Annotated in this window: 16 protein-coding genes and 2 pseudogenes; 12 read left to right on the top strand and 6 right to left on the bottom strand. The window is 72.7% G+C overall.

Translation table 11 applies throughout. From position 1 onward, the window contains the following. Positions 1–260 precede the first annotated feature (260 nt). The 3 genes and pseudogenes from KIS93_RS64310 to thyX all read left to right on the top strand — a co-directional run. A pseudogene (locus tag KIS93_RS64310) lies at positions 261–476 on the top strand (hypothetical protein); the annotation flags it as partial. A gap of 563 nt (positions 477–1039) precedes the next feature. After that, the gene (locus KIS93_RS00425; RefSeq protein WP_186403496.1) at positions 1040–2770 is read left to right on the top strand and encodes a M4 family metallopeptidase; all 1731 of its coding nucleotides are present in this window, start codon (positions 1040–1042) and stop codon (positions 2768–2770) included. A 209-nt stretch (positions 2771–2979) separates the two neighbouring features. Then, positions 2980–3762: an FAD-dependent thymidylate synthase gene (gene thyX, locus KIS93_RS00430; protein ID WP_080040294.1), complete on the top strand. Its 783-nt coding sequence runs from the start codon at positions 2980–2982 to the stop codon at positions 3760–3762. A gap of 108 nt (positions 3763–3870) precedes the next feature. Here the strand turns inward: thyX and KIS93_RS00435 are convergent, their stop codons facing one another. Both KIS93_RS00435 and KIS93_RS00440 read right to left on the bottom strand, forming a co-directional pair. After that, positions 3871–4182, bottom strand: coding sequence for a ubiquitin family protein (locus KIS93_RS00435; protein ID WP_080040293.1), 312 nt, complete (start codon positions 4180–4182; stop codon positions 3871–3873). A gap of 3 nt (positions 4183–4185) precedes the next feature. Further along, entirely contained in the window at positions 4186–5265 is a 1080-nt protein-coding gene (locus KIS93_RS00440) for a WD40/YVTN/BNR-like repeat-containing protein (RefSeq protein ID WP_080040292.1), read from the bottom strand. 239 nt (positions 5266–5504) lie between these two features. Between KIS93_RS00440 and KIS93_RS68225 the strand changes: the two genes are divergently transcribed. After that, complete coding sequence (locus KIS93_RS68225; protein ID WP_335673871.1) at positions 5505–5786, top strand: helix-turn-helix domain-containing protein; 282 nt, start codon at positions 5505–5507, stop codon at positions 5784–5786. Further along, the gene (locus KIS93_RS00445) at positions 5777–6304 is read left to right on the top strand and encodes an MmyB family transcriptional regulator (protein WP_335673872.1); all 528 of its coding nucleotides are present in this window, start codon (positions 5777–5779) and stop codon (positions 6302–6304) included. Before KIS93_RS68225 ends, KIS93_RS00445 begins: the two co-directional genes overlap by 10 nt. 78 nt (positions 6305–6382) lie before the next feature. Here KIS93_RS00445 and KIS93_RS00450 read toward each other — a convergent pair whose 3' ends face one another. The 3 genes from KIS93_RS00450 to KIS93_RS00460 all read right to left on the bottom strand — a co-directional run bounded on the left by KIS93_RS00450 (position 6383) and on the right by KIS93_RS00460 (position 9163). Continuing rightward, positions 6383–6967, bottom strand: a complete 585-nt coding sequence (locus KIS93_RS00450; protein WP_186403497.1) for a sialidase family protein — start codon at positions 6965–6967, stop codon at positions 6383–6385. Beyond that, positions 6886–7845 carry a sialidase family protein gene (locus KIS93_RS00455; protein WP_186403498.1) on the bottom strand — a complete coding sequence of 320 codons (960 nt, stop codon included), beginning with the start codon at positions 7843–7845 and terminating at the stop codon, positions 6886–6888. The genes KIS93_RS00450 and KIS93_RS00455 overlap by 82 nt, the downstream gene beginning before the upstream one ends. A gap of 199 nt (positions 7846–8044) precedes the next feature. Continuing rightward, positions 8045–9163, bottom strand: a complete 1119-nt coding sequence (locus KIS93_RS00460) for a globin domain-containing protein (RefSeq protein WP_080040290.1) — start codon at positions 9161–9163, stop codon at positions 8045–8047. 303 nt (positions 9164–9466) lie between these two features. Between KIS93_RS00460 and KIS93_RS00465 the strand changes: the two genes are divergently transcribed. The 4 genes from KIS93_RS00465 (at position 9467) to KIS93_RS00480 (ending at position 12898) form a co-directional block, all read left to right on the top strand. Continuing rightward, a complete protein-coding gene (locus KIS93_RS00465; protein ID WP_155127948.1) occupies positions 9467–9763 on the top strand; it encodes a hypothetical protein in 297 nt (98 codons plus the stop codon). A 693-nt stretch (positions 9764–10456) separates the two neighbouring features. Further along, the gene (locus KIS93_RS00470; RefSeq protein WP_080040288.1) at positions 10457–11143 is read left to right on the top strand and encodes a gamma-glutamyl-gamma-aminobutyrate hydrolase family protein; all 687 of its coding nucleotides are present in this window, start codon (positions 10457–10459) and stop codon (positions 11141–11143) included. A gap of 9 nt (positions 11144–11152) precedes the next feature. Further along, positions 11153–12067: an alpha/beta hydrolase gene (locus KIS93_RS00475; protein WP_080040287.1), complete on the top strand. Its 915-nt coding sequence runs from the start codon at positions 11153–11155 to the stop codon at positions 12065–12067. A 48-nt stretch (positions 12068–12115) separates the two neighbouring features. Beyond that, complete coding sequence (locus KIS93_RS00480) at positions 12116–12898, top strand: enoyl-CoA hydratase/isomerase family protein (RefSeq protein ID WP_080040286.1); 783 nt, start codon at positions 12116–12118, stop codon at positions 12896–12898. Positions 12899–13294: 396 nt separating this feature from the next. Here the strand turns inward: KIS93_RS00480 and KIS93_RS00485 are convergent, their stop codons facing one another. Beyond that, entirely contained in the window at positions 13295–13882 is a 588-nt protein-coding gene (locus KIS93_RS00485) for a class I SAM-dependent methyltransferase (RefSeq protein WP_080040285.1), read from the bottom strand. A 140-nt stretch (positions 13883–14022) separates the two neighbouring features. Here KIS93_RS00485 and KIS93_RS00490 point away from each other — a divergent pair, with 140 nt between their 5' ends. The 3 genes and pseudogenes from KIS93_RS00490 to KIS93_RS00500 form a co-directional block, all read left to right on the top strand. Further along, complete coding sequence (locus KIS93_RS00490) at positions 14023–15633, top strand: sensor histidine kinase (RefSeq protein WP_230466318.1); 1611 nt, start codon at positions 14023–14025, stop codon at positions 15631–15633. Next, the gene (locus tag KIS93_RS00495) at positions 15630–16307 is read left to right on the top strand and encodes a response regulator (RefSeq protein WP_080040284.1); all 678 of its coding nucleotides are present in this window, start codon (positions 15630–15632) and stop codon (positions 16305–16307) included. Before KIS93_RS00490 ends, KIS93_RS00495 begins: the two co-directional genes overlap by 4 nt. Positions 16308–16408: 101 nt before the next feature. After that, positions 16409–16596, top strand: a pseudogene (locus tag KIS93_RS00500) (hypothetical protein); the annotation flags it as partial.

Consider the following 16596-nt stretch of genomic DNA (forward strand, 5'->3'; position numbering starts at 1 on the left):
GAAAGTTTCCGGGATTTCGCCGGGGAAATGCATCATTCCCCTTTGGGTTGACCGAATTGTGATTTGTCTGTTTGTCAAAGTCCTGGTGATGATCGGGAGCGCCAGAAAACTTGTCGCACACACCTGGAGGTGTCGTGTCCTGGCGTCCCATCATCCTCATCACCGCGTTATGTACGGCTTTATCCGTCCCGGGGGTGGCCGCGGCGGAGGATCCGCCCCCCGAGGTGGAGGCCCGCGCCGGCACACAGGCCCCGGCGGAGGTGCGCGGCCTGTCCGAGCCCGCCAAGGCCGGCGACCCCGTCGCCGCCGCCAAGGCGCACCTGGCCGACCCGCGCTACCACCTGAACCCCGCCGACCTCGCCCCGCTGCGCACCGTCAAGGACGGCCAGGACGAGACCGTCAGGTTCGCCCAGCGCTACCGCGGCCTGCCCGTCTTCGGCGCCCACTACCTCGTGCACTTCCGCACCGAGGGCGGGCAGCGTGAGGTGGTCGGCGCGGGTGGCCGCTTCCTCACCGAGCTGAGCGTGGACCCGGCCCCGGCCGTGAAGAAGGAGAGCGCCGCCAAGATCGCCCGCAGCCTGATGGCACGCCCCTACGGCGCGCCCGAGGGCCTGGCCGCCCGTACCGGCGAGCTGGTCGTCGTGCCGCGCGGCGCGGGCGTGCTGGCCTGGCACGTGGTGCTCAGCGGCAAGGACCGGACGGCCCGGCGGCCGGTGCTGCTCGACGCGTACGTGGACGCCCACTCGGGCCGCCCCCTGTTCGCCGTGGACCGGCTCCGGTTCGAGGGCCCCGTCCAGGGCAGCGGGCAGACCGCGCACGGGCAGACCGTCCCGCTCAACGCCTACCAGCGCGCCGACGGCGCCTACGAGCTGCGCGACCGCACCCGTCCCATGTGGAACGGCACCACCGGCGAGATCCTCACCTACGACGCCAAGGGCGGCGAGGTCTTCGACTACCTCGAGCCCGGCATCCCGCCCGGCACCGAGCTCGCCCGCTCCGCCACCCCCGTCTTCGGCCCGAGCACACCCAGACCGGCGCCGTGGACGCCCACTGGGGCGCCGGCCAGGTCTACGAGTACTACCGGGGGCTCGGCCGCGACGGGCTCGACGGCCAGGGCGGCACCATGTACTCCGTCGTCAACGTCACCCTCGACGGCCAGCCGTTCGCCAACGCCTTCTGGGACGGCACCAAGATGGTCTACGGCGGCGGCGGCCCCGAGTACCACTCCTTCGCCGCCAGCCTCGACGTGGTCGGCCACGAGATGACCCACGGCGTCATCGAGCACAGCGCCGACCTGGTCTACCTCGGCCAGTCCGGCGCCATGAACGAGGGCCTGGCCGACTACTTCGGCAACGCCATCCAGGTGGACACGTTCGGGATCCCGATGAGCGACCCCGACGCGAGCCTGCTCGGCGAGGGCCTGTGCAAGACCCTGCCGCCCGCCGAGTGCGCCGGCCGCGACCTCGACGACGCCCGCGTCGCCGCGCGCGACTACCTCGGCGCCACCGTCAGCATCGACAACGGCGGCGTGCACCTCAACTCCACCATCTTCTCCGGCGCCCTGTGGGACGTCAGGGAGCAGCTCGGCGGCAAGAAGGCCGACAAGCTGGCCTACAAGGCGCTGACCGAGTACATGACGCCGCTCGACGACTTCGTGGACGGCCGCCGCGCCGTCGAGTCGGCCGCCCGCGCCCTGGGCTGGTCGGCACGCGACCGGCAGACCGTCGCACGGGCGTTCGACCAGCACGGCATCAAGGCGGGCTGGGAACGGCTCCTGCGCACCGACAGCCGCACGCTGATCGACGGCATCACCGACATCCAGGCCAGGCCCGACGTGGCCGGCGACCGCTACGTCGTCTCCGACGCCTCGCCCGCCGGCGAGCCCCCCACCCGCATCCTCGCCGGACGGCTGCGCGGCGGCACACCGGTGACCCTGGAGGACAACGACCGCTACAACTACCTGCCCGTCACCGACGGCCGGCAGGTCGCCTGGGCGTCGTACAACGCCGCGTTTGACAGCTTCCAGGTGCACGCCCGCCCGATCGACGGCAGCGCGCCCGCGCGGCTGGTCCACCAGTCGCCCGAGCCGGTGAACGGGCTGGCCGTCTCCGGCGAGTACATCGCCTGGGACGCCTTCGACCCGGCCAGCGAGGAGCCCGAGATCTGGCTCAAGCGCGGCGCCGCCGCCCCCGTCAAGATCACCACCGCGCAGGGCGTCGCCGGCGTCGGGCCGACGATCAAGGGCGGCAAGCTCGCCTACAACCGGCTCTGGCAGGAAGGCGGCGCCACGCACAGCACGCCCGCCGTCTACGACCTGGCCACCGGCACCGAGGTCGTCATCCCCGAAGCGCCCGGCACCGGCGGGCTGCCCTCGGACACCGTCCTGCCGGTCATCACCGGCAAGCACGTGTTCTGGACCGTCGACACCAACGGCGACGGCCGCTACGGCATCATGCGCGCCGCCACCGACGGCACCGGCTCCGCCTTCGTCCTGGCCGACGGCCCGCAGGCGCCGTTCCCCAACTGGTTCGACGCCAACGACACCGTCGTGTCCATCGGCGTGTGGCCGGACGGGGACCAGCTTGAGAACGCCACCCTGCCCAAGATCTTCCAGCTTCCCGCGGGAGGCGGGCAGATGTGGCGCCAGTCCTGCAACAAGGGCACGCAGGACTACTTCGCCGCGGGCGAGGGCAGCAGGCTCGCCTGGCTCGACGGCACCAGCGGTAACACCGACCTGGTGACCCGCGACAGACCCGCTGTCCGCTGCTGACCCGGCGGCTGCTGGAGCCGCTGCCAGAACGGCTGCCGGAACGGCTGATTCAGCGGCCGATCCGGTGCTGACTCGGGTCGTACCAGGCCGCTGACCTGGGCAGGCGCCCGTCGCGCCCTCATGGGGGCGCGACGGGCGCCGAGTCGCGCGCGGGCCCGTGACCTGGTTTGCTTGGGCCGTCACACTGCCGATCCGAGCGGGGGCTCCCCATGCGCACAGTCGAACCCGAGGTCTTCATCGTCGCCCGTCCATCCCTCGACTACGACGAGCTGGCCCGCTACCTGCGCGAGGTCGGCGGCGAGAGCTGGCTGGAGCGGCTCGACCGCGGCGACCTCGACGCCCAAAACCTGGCCGAGTTCGCCGGCCGCCTCTGCTACCGCTCCTTCGAGCCCGGCCTCAACCCCAACGTCGTCAGGATCAGGGACAACCAGGACGACTACCTGCGCAACATCCTGGCCAGCGCGCACGGGTCCGTCCTGGAGCACCTCAGCTTCAGCTTCGTGCTGCACAACGTCAGCCGGGTCCTGACGCACGAGCTGGTCCGGCACCGGCCCGGCGTCGCCATCTCGCAGGAGTCGCTGCGCTTCGTCCGGCTCGACGAGCTGCCGTTCTGGTTCCCCGAGTGGGCCCAGGCCGACGAGGAGCTGATGAAGCGGGCCACCGCCGTGCTGGAGCAGCTCGAGCAGTTCCAGCTCTGGATGGCCGGGCACTTCGGGCTCGACGAGGAGGGCGTGCCGTTCTCCGAGAAGAAGCACCGCACCTCGTTCATGCGCAGGTTCGCCCCCGAAGGGCTGGCCACCGGGCTGGTGTGGACCGCGAACGTGCGCACGCTGCGGCACACGATCGAGGCCCGCACCGCCGCCGGGGCGGAGGAGGAGATCCGCCTGCTGTTCCAGCGCATCGGCGAGCTCATGCGCGAGGAGGCGCCGGCCCTCTTCGGCGACTACGTCGTCGAGGACGGCGCCTGGATCCCCGGCTACCGCAAGGTCTGACCGCCCGCCCCGGCACGGGCCGGCACACCCGCCACGGGGGGGCGTGCTGCCGCCCAGCGCCGGGGCCGGGCACCCGCCCGGGCGTGCGGCAGGCGCCCGGGCAGGCTGTCAGCCCAGAGCAGGGAGCACGTAGACCTCGGCGCCCGGCGGCAGCGCGCAGTCGAGCCCGCCGAGGCCCTGCGCGTTCTCGCCGCACACGATCATGCTGATGTGCCGGCGGATGCGGCCGTACTCGTCGCGCAGCCGCTCCTCCAGCATCGGATGCGTACGCCGCAGCGTGTCGAGGGCCGAGCCCAGGGTGGGCGGCGAGTCGCGATCGGCGCCGACGGCGAAGACCTTGACCTCGGTGCGCCCGCTCACCCACCTGCGCAGCACGCTCGGCAGGACGAACACCACCATCGTCACCGGTTTCGAGAGCATGCCTCAGAGCACCGCCGCCCGCACGGTCAGCACGTCGGGCAGGTGGGTGGCGATCGCCGCCCAGGTCTCGCCGTCGTCGCGCGAGCCGTAGACCTCGCCGCCGCGCGTACCGAAGAACACGCCCGCCTCCGACGCGGTCATCGCATCGCGCAGGACGGTCGCGTGCACCGGCCCCTCGGGCAGCCCCTTCGACAGCGCCTGCCAGGTCTTGCCCGCGTCGTCGCTGCGGTGGACCTGGTAGCGATGCCCGACCGGCGTGCGGTCGATGTCGGCCGTCAGCGGCAGCACGTAGACCGTGTCGGGCCGCGACGGGTGCACCGCGATGGGGAACCCGAAGTCGGACGGCAGCGGCGAGCCGATGTCATGCCAGCTCCCGCCGAAGTCGTCGCTGCGGTAGACGCCGAAATGGTGCTGCAGGTAGAGCCGCTCGGGCCGCGACGGGTGCATCGACACCTTGTGCACGCACTGCCCGTACTCCGGGTACTGCTGGCCCTCCGGCATGAACGGGGCCCGGATGTTCTTGTTGGCCGCCTCCCACGACAGGCCGCCGTCGGTGCTGCGGTAGAAGCCGGCGGCCGACACCGCGACCGCCATGATCTCCGGGTCGGTCGGGTGGTTGACGATCGTGTGCAGGCACAGGCCGCCGCCGCCCGGCTGCCAGTGCTCGCGGTGCGGGTGCTCCCACAGGCCCTCCACCAGGCGGTAGGTGACCCCGCGGTCCTCCGAGCGGAACAGCGCGGCGGGCTCGACGCCCGCCCACACCACGTCGGGCTCGGACGGCGAGGGCGCGAGCTGCCAGACCCTGGTCAGCGTCGCCCCCGTCTTCTCCGGGAAGGCGATCGGCGGCTGCTCGGCCTCCTGCCAGGTCTCGCCCAGGTCGTCGGAGTACATGACGGACGGGCCGAAGTGGCCGTACTCGATGCCGGCGAGCAGCCGGGGCGTCGCGCCGCGGGTGTCGATCGCGACCGAGGGGATCGCGACCGTGGAGAACTGGATCGGCTGGACCCGGAAGGGGCCGCCACCGGTGGAACGGGCGAGGAACAGGCCCTTGCGGGTGCCGATCGCGACCACTGCGTCACTCATCGAATCTCCTCACATCTGGAAACCTTGTGTCGCGGAGCTGGGGTGCTGGCGGACGGGCGGGAGTGAGATCCCCTTCCAGGAGGTGGGAGCGGCCGTGGCAGCGCTCCCAGTCGGTCTTGCGGCCATCGTGCCACGCGCCACCGACAGTTACCGAGGACTGGGAGATTCCCCGCGCAAGCCCCCGTCGCTTACCTGACAGGTAATCGAGGCGCTTCCCTGTGACCGCTACCGTGTCCGGCATGGGAGCTGTGGCCGTACATGAGGATTCTTTCGGTGAGTTGCTGCGGTCGTGGCGGCAGCGCAGGAGGGTGAGCCAGCTCGACCTGGCCATCGAGGCGGACGTGTCGGCGCGGCACGTCAGCTTCCTGGAGACGGGCCGCGCCCGCCCGAGCCGCGAGATGGTGATGAGGCTGGCCGAGGAGCTGGAGGTGCCGCTGCGGCACCGCAACCGGCTGCTGGTGGCCGCCGGGTTCGCGCCCGTCTACCCGGAACGCGAGGTGCGCGCCCCGAGATGGGGGTGATCCGGCAGGCGCTGGACAAGATCCTCGCCGGGCACGAGCCGTACCCGGCGGTCGTGGTGGACGCGACGTGGAACCTGGTGGCCGCGAACGCGGCGGCGGCCATGTTCATGGAGGGGGTGCCCGAGGAGCTGCTGCGGGAGCCGGTCAACGTGATGCGGCTGTCGCTGCACCCCCAGGCGATGGGCGGGCGGCTGCTGAACCTCGCCGAGGTGCGCGCCCACCTGCTGCACCAGCTCCGCAGGCAGGCCGAGATGTCCGGCAACGGGCAGCTCGCCGAGCTGCACGACGAGCTGGCCTCCTACACCTACCCGGGCGTGGACCTCAACGTGGCGCACGTGCCCGGACCGGCCGACATCCTGGTGCCGCTGCGGATCGCGGCCGGGGACCGGGTGCTGTCGATGTTCACGACGATTGCGACGTTCGGGACGCCGGTGGACGTGACGGTGTCGGAGCTGGCCATCGAGACGTTCTGGCCCAGCGACGAGGAGACCGCCGCCGCGTTCCGCAAGAACGCCTGAACGGGCGTCAGCGGGCGGCCGTCGGCGCGGCTGACGGCGGCGTCAGCGGGCGGTCGGCGGTGGGTTGGGCGGGTGGCGTCAGCGGGCGGTCTGGGGTGCTTGGGGTGGGGGCTCGCCCGATGCGACCTCCGCCTCGACGGCGATCGTCGGCGGCTCGCCGCCCGCGATCGACAGGCCGCCCGTGACCGTCAGCGTGCGCACGTCGAACGCCCCGCCCGACGGCGCCCCCGCCACCGTGAACACCGGGAACGCGCTGCCGCCCGGCACGACCGAGGTGGAGATGTAGTCGCCGACGGTACGGCCCTGCGTGCTGGTCGCCAGCCAGTCCGGCGCCATGCCCGCGTGCAGCTCCGTCGGCTGCGACCAGCTCGCGCCGCCGTTCGCCGAGGAGGTGAAAGCGACCGTGAGCCGGCAGGCGGCGGGCGCGCAGGCGGCGTCGGGGTAGCGGTAGTACGCCAGCGCCAGCCGCGCCCCCTTGCCTGAGCTCTCGCGGTCCACGCCGAGGCCGGGGATGAAGTGGTCGCCGTCGCCCCTGGTGACGCGGAGAGCGTCGCTCCAGGTGGCGCCGTTGGCCGACCTGCTCAGCACGATGTCGTTGCCCGCGCACTCCACCTGGAAGCGGCAGTCCTGCCAGACGACGTACACGGTGCCGGCCGCGTCCACCTCGGCCGACGGCAGCGGCGCGGCCCGCAGCCCGCCCCGACCGTGTGCCGCTGCACCGCCGACACCAGCACGCTGTCCTCCCAGCTCGCGCCGCCGTCGCGGGAACGGAAGGAGCGGATCTCGCCCGCTTCGCCCAGGTACGGCACCACCACGGCGCCGTTCGGCCGCACCACCGGCTGCGCGCCCAGGCCGGTCGCGGAGGTGCCGGTCACGGCCCACGTCTGGCCGCCATCGGAGGAACGGGCCACCTTGATCGCGTTGCCCGCCGCGTGGTCGTCGAACACCGCGTAACAGGTGCCGCGGAAGGCGCTGCCCGCGCCGTTGTCGCAGACGGCCCAGCTCTTGTCCAGGTCGCCGCCGGTGGCCGCGGTGACCGGCGCGCTCCAGGTCAGGCCGCCGTCGGTGGAGCGGCTGGTCAGGACCGCCGCCCCCGTCAGCCCGCCCGCGTCGTCGAGCGCGAGCGAGGTGATCAGCCAGGTGCCGTGCTCGGCGTCGAAGGCCACCGACGGGTCGCTGACCCGCCCGTACGGGCCCCCGCCCGGCGCGGTGATGCCGGGCAGCGTGCCCCTCGTCCAGGTGGCGCCGTTGTCGGTGGACGTGGCGAACGTGACGCCGGCCGCCCCGCCGTCATGGAAGCGGCCCGCCTGCTGCGCGGTCACGATCGTCGAGCCCCAGTGGTAGGTGTCGGGCCCGGCCGAGGTACCGCGCTGGCCGCCCGTACCCGCACCCGCGGATAACTCCGTCAGCGGCACGGCCTCCGAGCCCACCTCCGAGTCCGCCTCCGACACCGCCGCCGCGGTCGACGGGGATAACAGCAGGGTCGCGGTGATGACGGTGACGAGTCCGCCGAATACTCGGCGCCGGGCGGGCGATGGCACGGTTCACCTCACAGGCGTGTCAACATCCACTTGGCACCGTCCAGCGCCCGCTGTCAACTCCCGATCTACGCCACACCCTTCCTCATCGTGAAGATCCCCTGCTCATCGGCAGGGCGGGCCTGCGGCAGCCGCGCCGCGCACGTCCGCGGCGGCACGCCGTGAGAGGCGCTCGCTCTGGGACGTCCTTCCCCTGAACATCTCAGCGCTCGCCGTGGGCGACGTCCCGGTGGATGCGCGCCAGCGGCACGCCGTCGATCTGCAGGCGCCGCACGGTCTCGTTCACCATGAGGGGCGGGCCGCACACGTACACGTCGTGCTCCGCCCACGAATGGAAGCGCTGCGTCACCTCGGGCAGGCGGCCGCGCATGCCGTCGTAGGCGGGCTGGTCCGACACCACCGGCAGCACCCGCAGCCACGGGAACGACGACTCCATCCTGATCAGGTCCGGCAGGTCGTACAGCTCCTCGGCGGTGCGGGCGCCGTACAGCAGGTGGATGTTGGGGCGGCGGCCGGAGGCGATGACGGACTCGATGATCGCCTTCAGCGGCGCCAGGCCCGTGCCGCCGGCCACGCACAGCATGTCGCGCACGCTGTGCTCGCGCAGCGCCATCGTGCCCATCGGCGGGCCCAGCATGAGCGTGTCGCCGACGCGCGTGTGCCGGATCAGCGTGGTCGAGACCCAGCCGCCCGGCACCGAGCGCACGTGCAGCGTGAGCGTGTTGTCCGGGCGGGGCGCGTTCGCGATCGAGAACGTCCGCCACACGCGCGGCCAGCGCGGCGTCTGCACGTTGACGTACTGTCCCGGCGTGAACGGCAGGCGCTGCGTCGGCCGCAGCGTCAGCACCGCGATGTCGCGGTGACGCAGCTCGTGGTCGATCACCTCGGCCAGCCACCAGGCGGGGGAGACCCCGGCGTCCGACTCGGCCGACTCGATCATGAGGTTGGCCGCCGCCGTGTACGCCGACACCCAGGCCGCCTCGATCTCGTGGTTCCAGACGTCGGCCGCGAACCGGCGGATCGTGGCCAGCAGGGCGTTGCCCACGGCCGTGTAGTGCTCCGCGATCACGCCGTACTTGCGGTGGTCCCTGCCGAGCTGCCCGAGGAAGGCCGCCAGGCTGTCCGGGCTGTCCAGGCTCCACACGATCCGCGTCAGCGCCCCGAACAACCGGTCCCGCTGGACGTCCATGGCGGGCGGGAACATGCCCCGTAAGTGCGGGTTCTCGGCGAACAAGCGGCCGTAGAAGTAGGCCGTGGCCTTGTCGGCCATCGGCTCGACGACGGAGAAACTCTCTTTGACCAGTCGCGGATTCAACGACATATTCCAGCCCCACCCTTTTCGGCCGGCACGCATTCCGGCCTCGACCTGCACCTCCCTGACAGTCCGGGTCGCGAGCGCGGGGCCCTCCCCGGCCATTCCCGTACGCTCGAAATTGAGTCTTACACCACCGATGACGCGTCACAACCGATTCTCCCCAATTTCGCGTGTTTTCGATTGGGGCAGGCGAAAGTAATTATTTCTCGCATTTGGCTGGGCTCGCTGTGGGGCCGTCCCTTGTCGGCGGGCGGAACATCATTCGGTGGAACGGTTTCCGGGCCGGGGCGGGAGGCGTACGATCCGGCCATGGCAGTCCTCCACCCCAAGCGGGTCGCTTGGGAGGGCGCACGCACCTTCGTCTCCGCCGCCACCACGGACGCCTACTGGTGGCTCAGCGACACGGTGGGGCAGTACCTGGGGCTCATGTACCAGCTCCAGCTCTGCGAAACACGGCTGCGGCTGCAGGGGGAGCCGGACGTGGAGGCGGCGTACGAGGAGGTCGGGGCCTGGCGCGCCCGCCTCGACGACCTCCTCACCACCACCCCCTCCACCACCTCCCTCCTCACCCAACTCATCACCGAAACCACCTCCCGCCTCCCCTAACCCCACCCACCGCACTGTGCCGTGCCGCGCCGCGTTGCGCCGTGCTGCGTCGTGCTGTGCTGCGCCGTGCTGCGCCCCGCCGGGCCCGGCCGGACCGCCCCGCGTTACGCGTCGGCCGCGCCGCACCCGCGCCGCACCGCTTGGTGCAAGCCACGCTCCGGGCGCCATGTGCTGTGCGCCGCGCCACGTCTTGCGCGCCTCGCGTTGTGCGTCTCGCGTTGTCTGGGCTGGGCCAGCTCGGCAGAGCGCGTTCCGTGCCACGTGCCGTGCGCCCCCGCGCGCGGCCTCGTGCCACGCACCACTCGCGGCCTCTTGTGGGCCTCGGGTTGGGCGGGGCTTGCGCGGTCGCCGTGCCCGCTGGCGACACACGCACGCCGGGCGCCCCCTTGGGCTGTGTGCTCGCGAGATCGCGTGTGTCGGCTCGCCACGGCCTGTGCGACCCCGGCGTTGTGCCGGGCGGTGGCCGTGCCCCGGGCGTCGTGACCGGACGTGTGCGCCGGGGCGGGTGGCGGGATCGGGGCGCCTCGTGGGAGGTACCGGGACGAATCGCGGAAAGCCCGCGCAGGGGCAGGCAAGGGATCTTTGGGAGGGGTGACATATCGGAAAGGGAGTGCGCCATGATGGGGCATGGGGCCGTCCCCGTGAGGCCGAAGCCGATGGCCGCCCGACTCCACCATGCCCCCTGGAGATCGCATGTCCCGACCGCTGATCGGTATCACCGCCTATTTCGAAGCAGCCCGCTGGGGTGACTGGGTGCGGGAGGCCGTGTTGTCCCCGCCCTCGTACGCCAGGGCCGTCGGGCGGGCTGGGGGCGCGCCGGTGGTGCTGCCGCCGCTGGCCCCGAGCGCCGTGGACGACTACGTGAGCGGGCTGAGGGGCGTCGTCCTGGCGGGCGGCGTGGAGCTGGGAGCGGAGGCGTACGGCGGCGAGCAGGACGCGCGGGTCCACGAGCCGCAGGCGCAGCGTGACCGGTTCGAGCTGGCGCTGGCGCGGGCGGCGGTGCGCGCCGACGTGCCCATCCTGGCCGTCGCCAGGGGCATGCACGTGCTGAACGTCGCCCAGGGCGGCACGCTGATCCCGTGGCTGCCGGACGTGCTCGACAGCGACCGGCACGCCGAGCCCGACGGCGGGCACACGATCCAGGTGAGCGTGTCCAGCAAGCTGGGCAAGGCGGTGGGGGAGCGGGTGGAGACGAGTGCCCCGCACCACCAGTCCGTACGCCGCCTCGGCACGGGCCTGCTGGCCGTGGCCTGGGCCGAGGACCAGATCGTCGAGGGCATCGAGCTGCAGGGGCACCGGTTCGGCGTGGGCGTGCAGTGGCATCCGGAAAGGGGCGGCGACACCCGGCTCTTCGATGCGTTCATCGAGGCGGCCCGCTAGGCTGCGATCATGCCGCTGCACCCCCAGGCGCGGGAGCACCTCGCCCGATACCCATCGGATCTGGACACCGACCTGGCCGCGCTCGACCTGGCCGCGATCCAGGAGATGCGCGCGCAGGACGCCTTCGCGGACCATCGCGGGCCGCTGACGAAGCTGCCGTTCGTGCGTGACGAGCTGGCCGAGGGCGTCCCGATCCGCATCTACCGCGCCGATCCGGGCGACGACCCGCTGCCGGTCGTGGTCTACTTCCACGGCGGCGGCTGGGTGTTCGGCAGCGTCAAGCGCAACGACGCGACCGCCCGCGACCTGGCGATCCGCACGGGCGCGGTGGTGGTGTCGGTCGACTACCGGCTGGCGCCGGAGCATCCGTTCCCGGCCGCCGCCGACGACGCCTGGACGGTGGTGCGCGACCTGTTCGCCAGGCCCGCCTTCTACCAGAGCAACGGCAGCGTCGCCGTCTGCGGCGACAGCGCCGGCGGCAATCTGGCGGCGGTCGCGGCGTGGCAGGCGCGCGACGCCGGCCTGACTCTGGCCCACCAGGTGCTCGTCTACCCGGTGCTCGACGTGGCGATGGACACGCCGAGCTACCGCGAGTTCGCCAAGGGCTTCGGCCTGGACGCCGCGGAGATGGCCTGGTTCGCCCGCCAGTACGCGCCCGGCGCCGACCCGGCCGACCCGCGCCTGTCCCCGCTGCGCCTGCCCGACATGTCGGGCCTGGCTTCGGCCACGGTGGTGACCGCCGAGTACGACGTGCTCAGGGACGAGGGCGAGCGGTACGCCGCGCGCCTGGCCGAGGCGGGCGTGCCGGTGGACCTGCGCAGGTTCGAGGGCGCGGTGCACAGCTTCTACGTGCTGCCCGGCCTGTTCGACCAGGCGATCGAGGCCCGCGAGTACGTCGCCGAACGGCTGCGGGAGCACCTGTGATGGACGACTGATGGACGACGCTCGTACGACGCCGCGGGGGCACCTGTGATGGACGCCTACACCAAGCTCAAGCTCGACACCCCGGCCGAAGGCGTGCTGCGGGTCACGATCAGCGAGCCCGCCCGGCTCAACGCCGTCGACGCGACCGCCCACCGCGAGCTGGGCGAGGTCTGGCGCGACGCCGACCGCGACGACAGCGTGCGGGTGATCCTGGTCAGGGGTGAGGGCCGGGCGTTCTCGGCGGGCGGCGACCTGTCCATGATCGAGGACATGATGCGCGACCACGCCACGAGGTTGCGTGTGTTCGCCGAGGCCCGCGACATCGTCTACAACGTCCTCAACTGCTCCAAGCCGGTCGTCTCCGCCATCCAGGGCCCGGCCGTCGGCGCGGGGCTGGCGGTCGCGCTGCTGGCCGACATCTCGGTGGCGGGCCGCACCGCGCGGATCATCGACGGTCACACCCGGCTCGGGGTCGCGGCCGGCGACCACGCGGCGATCATCTGGCCGCTGTTGTGCGGCATGGCGAAGGCGAAGTACCACCTGCTGCTGTGCGAGCCGGTGACGGGTGAGCAGGCGGAGCGGATGGGGCTGGTCAGCGTGTGCGTGGACGACGACGAGGTGCACGAGCGCGCCATGGAGATCGCCGTCAGGCTGGCGGCCGGCGCGCAGGAGGCGATCAGGCTCACCAAGTACTCGCTGAACAACTGGCTGCGCCTGGCCGGCCCGTCGTTCGACGCGTCGCTGGCGATGGAGTTCCTCGGTTTCACCGGCCCGGACATCGCGGAGGGCGTGCGCGCGCTGCGGGAGAAGCGGCCGCCCGCCTTCGGCTGAGACGTCCGGGCCGCCGGATCCTGGCGCGGGACGAATGCTTCCCAGACCCTCGGGTAGTCGGCTGTCACGGAGGACGACGACGGGGGAGGAGGTCAGACGACGCGGTCGCCGGCCGCGGAAGGCCGCGGGGCGGTCCGAGTGCCCGCGCCGCGAGGGGTTGAGCAACCAGCTCCCCGCTTACATGGCGTGGCCCGCCCGATCTCGGCGCCGATCGGGCGGCCGGGCTCCCCGCAGAGGGCTCCGGATCAGGACCGGCAGCAGGTCCGGACCAGAGCCCGCAGAAGGGGCCCGCACCAGGGCCCAGTATGAGGGCCCGCACCAGGGCCCAGTATGAGGGCCCGCATGAGGGCCCAGCATGAGGGCCCGGCCTACAGGTCAGGGCTCGGGCGATGGCCCCTACCGGGGGCGGCGGGCGTGGAACACGAAGGCCGGCGGAGTGTTCCGCCACACGGTACGCCCCGGCACCACTTCCTCGAACCGCTCGGCCAGCAGCGCGCGGAAGCGCCGCGCCGAGCTGAGCGGGATGGCGTGGATGTAGGAGAACGTGGTGAACGCCGCCCCCGGGCTCATCGCCCCCGTCACCGCGCCCAGCAGCTCGCGCTGCAGCTGGTCGGGGAACGCGGCCCACGGCAGGCCGCTGACCACGACGTCCGCCATTCCGAGCCCGCGCTCGGCGAGGAGCCGGCCCAGCCGCGTGGCGTCCTCGTTGGCGACGTCCACCTTGGGGAAGCGCTCGGCCAGCAGCCGGGCCATCGGCTCGTTGAGCTCGACGGCCAGGTGGTGGCCGCGCCCGCCGAGGCGCTGCTGGATCTCGGCGGTGAACGGGCCCGTGCCGGGCCCGAGTTCGACGACGACCGGCTCGCCCTTCTCGGGGACCGGCGCGCAGACGGCCGCGGCCAGGCGCCGCGAGCTCGGCGCGAGGGCGCCGATGGTCGCGGGGTTGCGCAAGAACTGGCCGAGGAACAGTGCGGTGTCGTTGGGCATGACCTGAACCTAGGGCCGCGAGCGCCGTTGATCGCTCCACCGTCCGGGCGGACCTCCGGCCACTTGGAGGAGGCGCGCTCCTCCGGCAGGAGGACGAGCGGGCGGGATCCGGGAGGCGGCGGGGCGGATACGGTGTGTCCATGCGTTGGCGTGGTGTGCCGCTCGATATCCTGCTCGCGGCCTCTGGAGTGGGCCTCGACCTGCTGACCACGGCGCACGCGGGCGACACCGAATACCTGCCCGCCGAGATGAACATCCCGATGGCGCTGCTGGTGGGCCTGCCGATGGGTCTGGTGCGCCGCTGGCCGGTGGCCGTGAGCCTGTATCTGGCGCTCGCGCTGTTCGTCACCGACCAGCTCGGCTCGTTCACCTCCAACACCGCGCAGATCCTCGTCTGCGTCTCGCTGGGCGTGGCGGGCTACCGCGCGCCGATGCGCGCGACCGCGCTGGCCGTGGCCGCCTCGTTCGCCGCGACGGCGTTCAACATCGCCGATCCGGGCATGGCGCTGACCGGCAACATGTGGATGTACTCGGTCCTGCTGCCCGTCTTCCCCGCCGTGCTCGGCTCGTACCTGCGCAGCTCGGCGGAGCGGCTGGAGGAGCGCGAGGTGACCCCCGACGCGCTGCTGGCCGCCGGCGGCGTGGCGATCACGGTGCTGAGCACGTGGACGACCTGGCACTCCGGCACCCAGCCCGTCTGGGTGGTGGGGCTGCTGGCCGTGGTGGGCGGGCTGTCGCTGGGCATCGCCAGGCGGCTGCCCGGCCTGGTGTTCCTCCTTCAGGGCGTGCTGCTCGTCTCGGCCGACACGTACCTGAACTCGGCGGTCAACACGTGCGTGATCCTCACGCTGATCGCGATCGGCGTGTTCTCCATGCGGGTGGTGTCGTGGGCGTGGACGGTGGCCGCGTACGTGACGGGCTGCCTGCTGACCGCGATCGCCGTGGTCGGCGACAACACCGAGGTCACGCCGTTCCGGGTGGGGGTGCTCATGACGCTGGTGGCCACGCCCATCGCGATCGGCCGCTACCTGGGCGTGCGCAGGGCAGCGGCGGCCACCGAGAAGCTGGTCGCCGAGGAGGCGGCGCGCGCGGCGGTCGCGCAGGTGCGCGCCGACCAGCTCGCCGAGCGCGAGCGCATCGCCCGCGACGTGCACGACATCGTCGCCCACCACGTGGGCGCGATGGTGCTGCGGGCCAGCGCCGCCCGCTACGCCGCCCCCGACGGGCCCGTGGCCGACGCGCTCAACGACATCAGGGAGACGGGGCACCAGGTACTGCAGGACCTGCGTGACCTGCTCGACCTGCTGCGCGACCCCGACCGCCAGCCGGATCTGCTGGCCAACCCCGCCGACGTGGTACGCGAGTCCGCCGAGCGCATGGCCGCCGCCGGGCTCGTCGTCGACCTGGAGCTCGACCCGGCCACCGACCAGGCGCCGCTGATCGCCCGCACCTCGGCGGCGCGCATCGTTCAGGAAGGATTGACGAACGTGCTCAAACACGCAGGCCCCGGCACCCGGGTCCGCGTCTCCGTGACTCCGGCCGAAGAAGGGCTGGACGTCGAGATCCGCAACGGCCGCCCGCCGACCGCGATCGAGCGGCTGCCCTCCTCGGGGCGCGGCCTGGCCGGCATGCGGGAGCGCGTGCGCACGGTGGGCGGCACGCTCAGCGCCGGCCCCGACGGGGAGGGCGGCTGGCTGCTGGCCGCCCACCTGCCCACGCACACCCGCGTCTCCCCGGGGAGCGCCGCGTGATCCGCGTGCTGGTGGCCGACGACCAGGCGCTCGTCCGCGCGGGCGTACGCATGCTGCTGCAGGCCACGGGCGACATGGAGGTCGTGGGGGAGGCCGAGGACGGCGCCGAGGCGGTCCGCCTGGCCGAGCGGCACCTGCCGGACGTGATCCTCATGGATCTGCGCATGCCGAGGGTCGACGGCCTGGAGGCGATCAAGCGGGTGCTGGCCGCCCGGCCGGGCACCAGGATCGTGGTGCTGACCACGTTCGCCGAGGACGGCAACGTCTACGCCGCGCTGCGCGCCGGCGCGGTCGGCTTCCTGGTCAAGGACGACGAGCCCGAACGGATGGTGGACGCGGTGCGCAGGGCCGCGGCCGGCGAGCAGCTCCTCGCCCCGTCCGTGCTGCGCCGGGTCGTCGAGCGGTTCCTGGCGGCCGAGGAGCAGGCGGCGCCGGCCGCCCCGCCCGGCCTGACCGAGCGCGAGCTGGAGGTGCTGGCCCTGGTCGGCACCGGCCTGTCGAACGCGGAGATCGCCGAGGAGCTGCACGTCGGCGTCACGACGGTCAAGACGCACATCGCGGCCGCGATGGAGAAGCTGGGCCTGCGCAACCGCATCCAGGCCGCCGTCGTCGCCCACCGCACGGGCCTGGTGGACGCCTCCTTCCGCCCGGTACGCCAGCCGCGCGGCGGCTGAGGTCCACCGCCTGGGCTACCGGCGAGTCATCCGGCAGGGGGACGACCGCCGGCGGCGCCCGCCGCGAGCATGTGGTCCTTCACCTACGGAAAGGACCTCCCATGGCTCCCCACGACACCATGACCATGCCGAAGCCGGCGGGCCGCGTCTCCCCGGGCCTGCTCTACGGCCTGCGCGTCGCCGTCACCGCCCAGGCGGCGGCGCTGCTGGTGGCCGCCTCCTTCGCGGGGCAGGCGGTCGAGTCGCAGGCGATGAGCGAGACGCACGTCATGGCCGGCATGGTCGTGCA

Source organism: [Actinomadura] parvosata subsp. kistnae (assembly GCF_900323885.1).
Lineage (GTDB): Bacteria > Actinomycetota > Actinomycetes > Streptosporangiales > Streptosporangiaceae > Nonomuraea > Nonomuraea composti.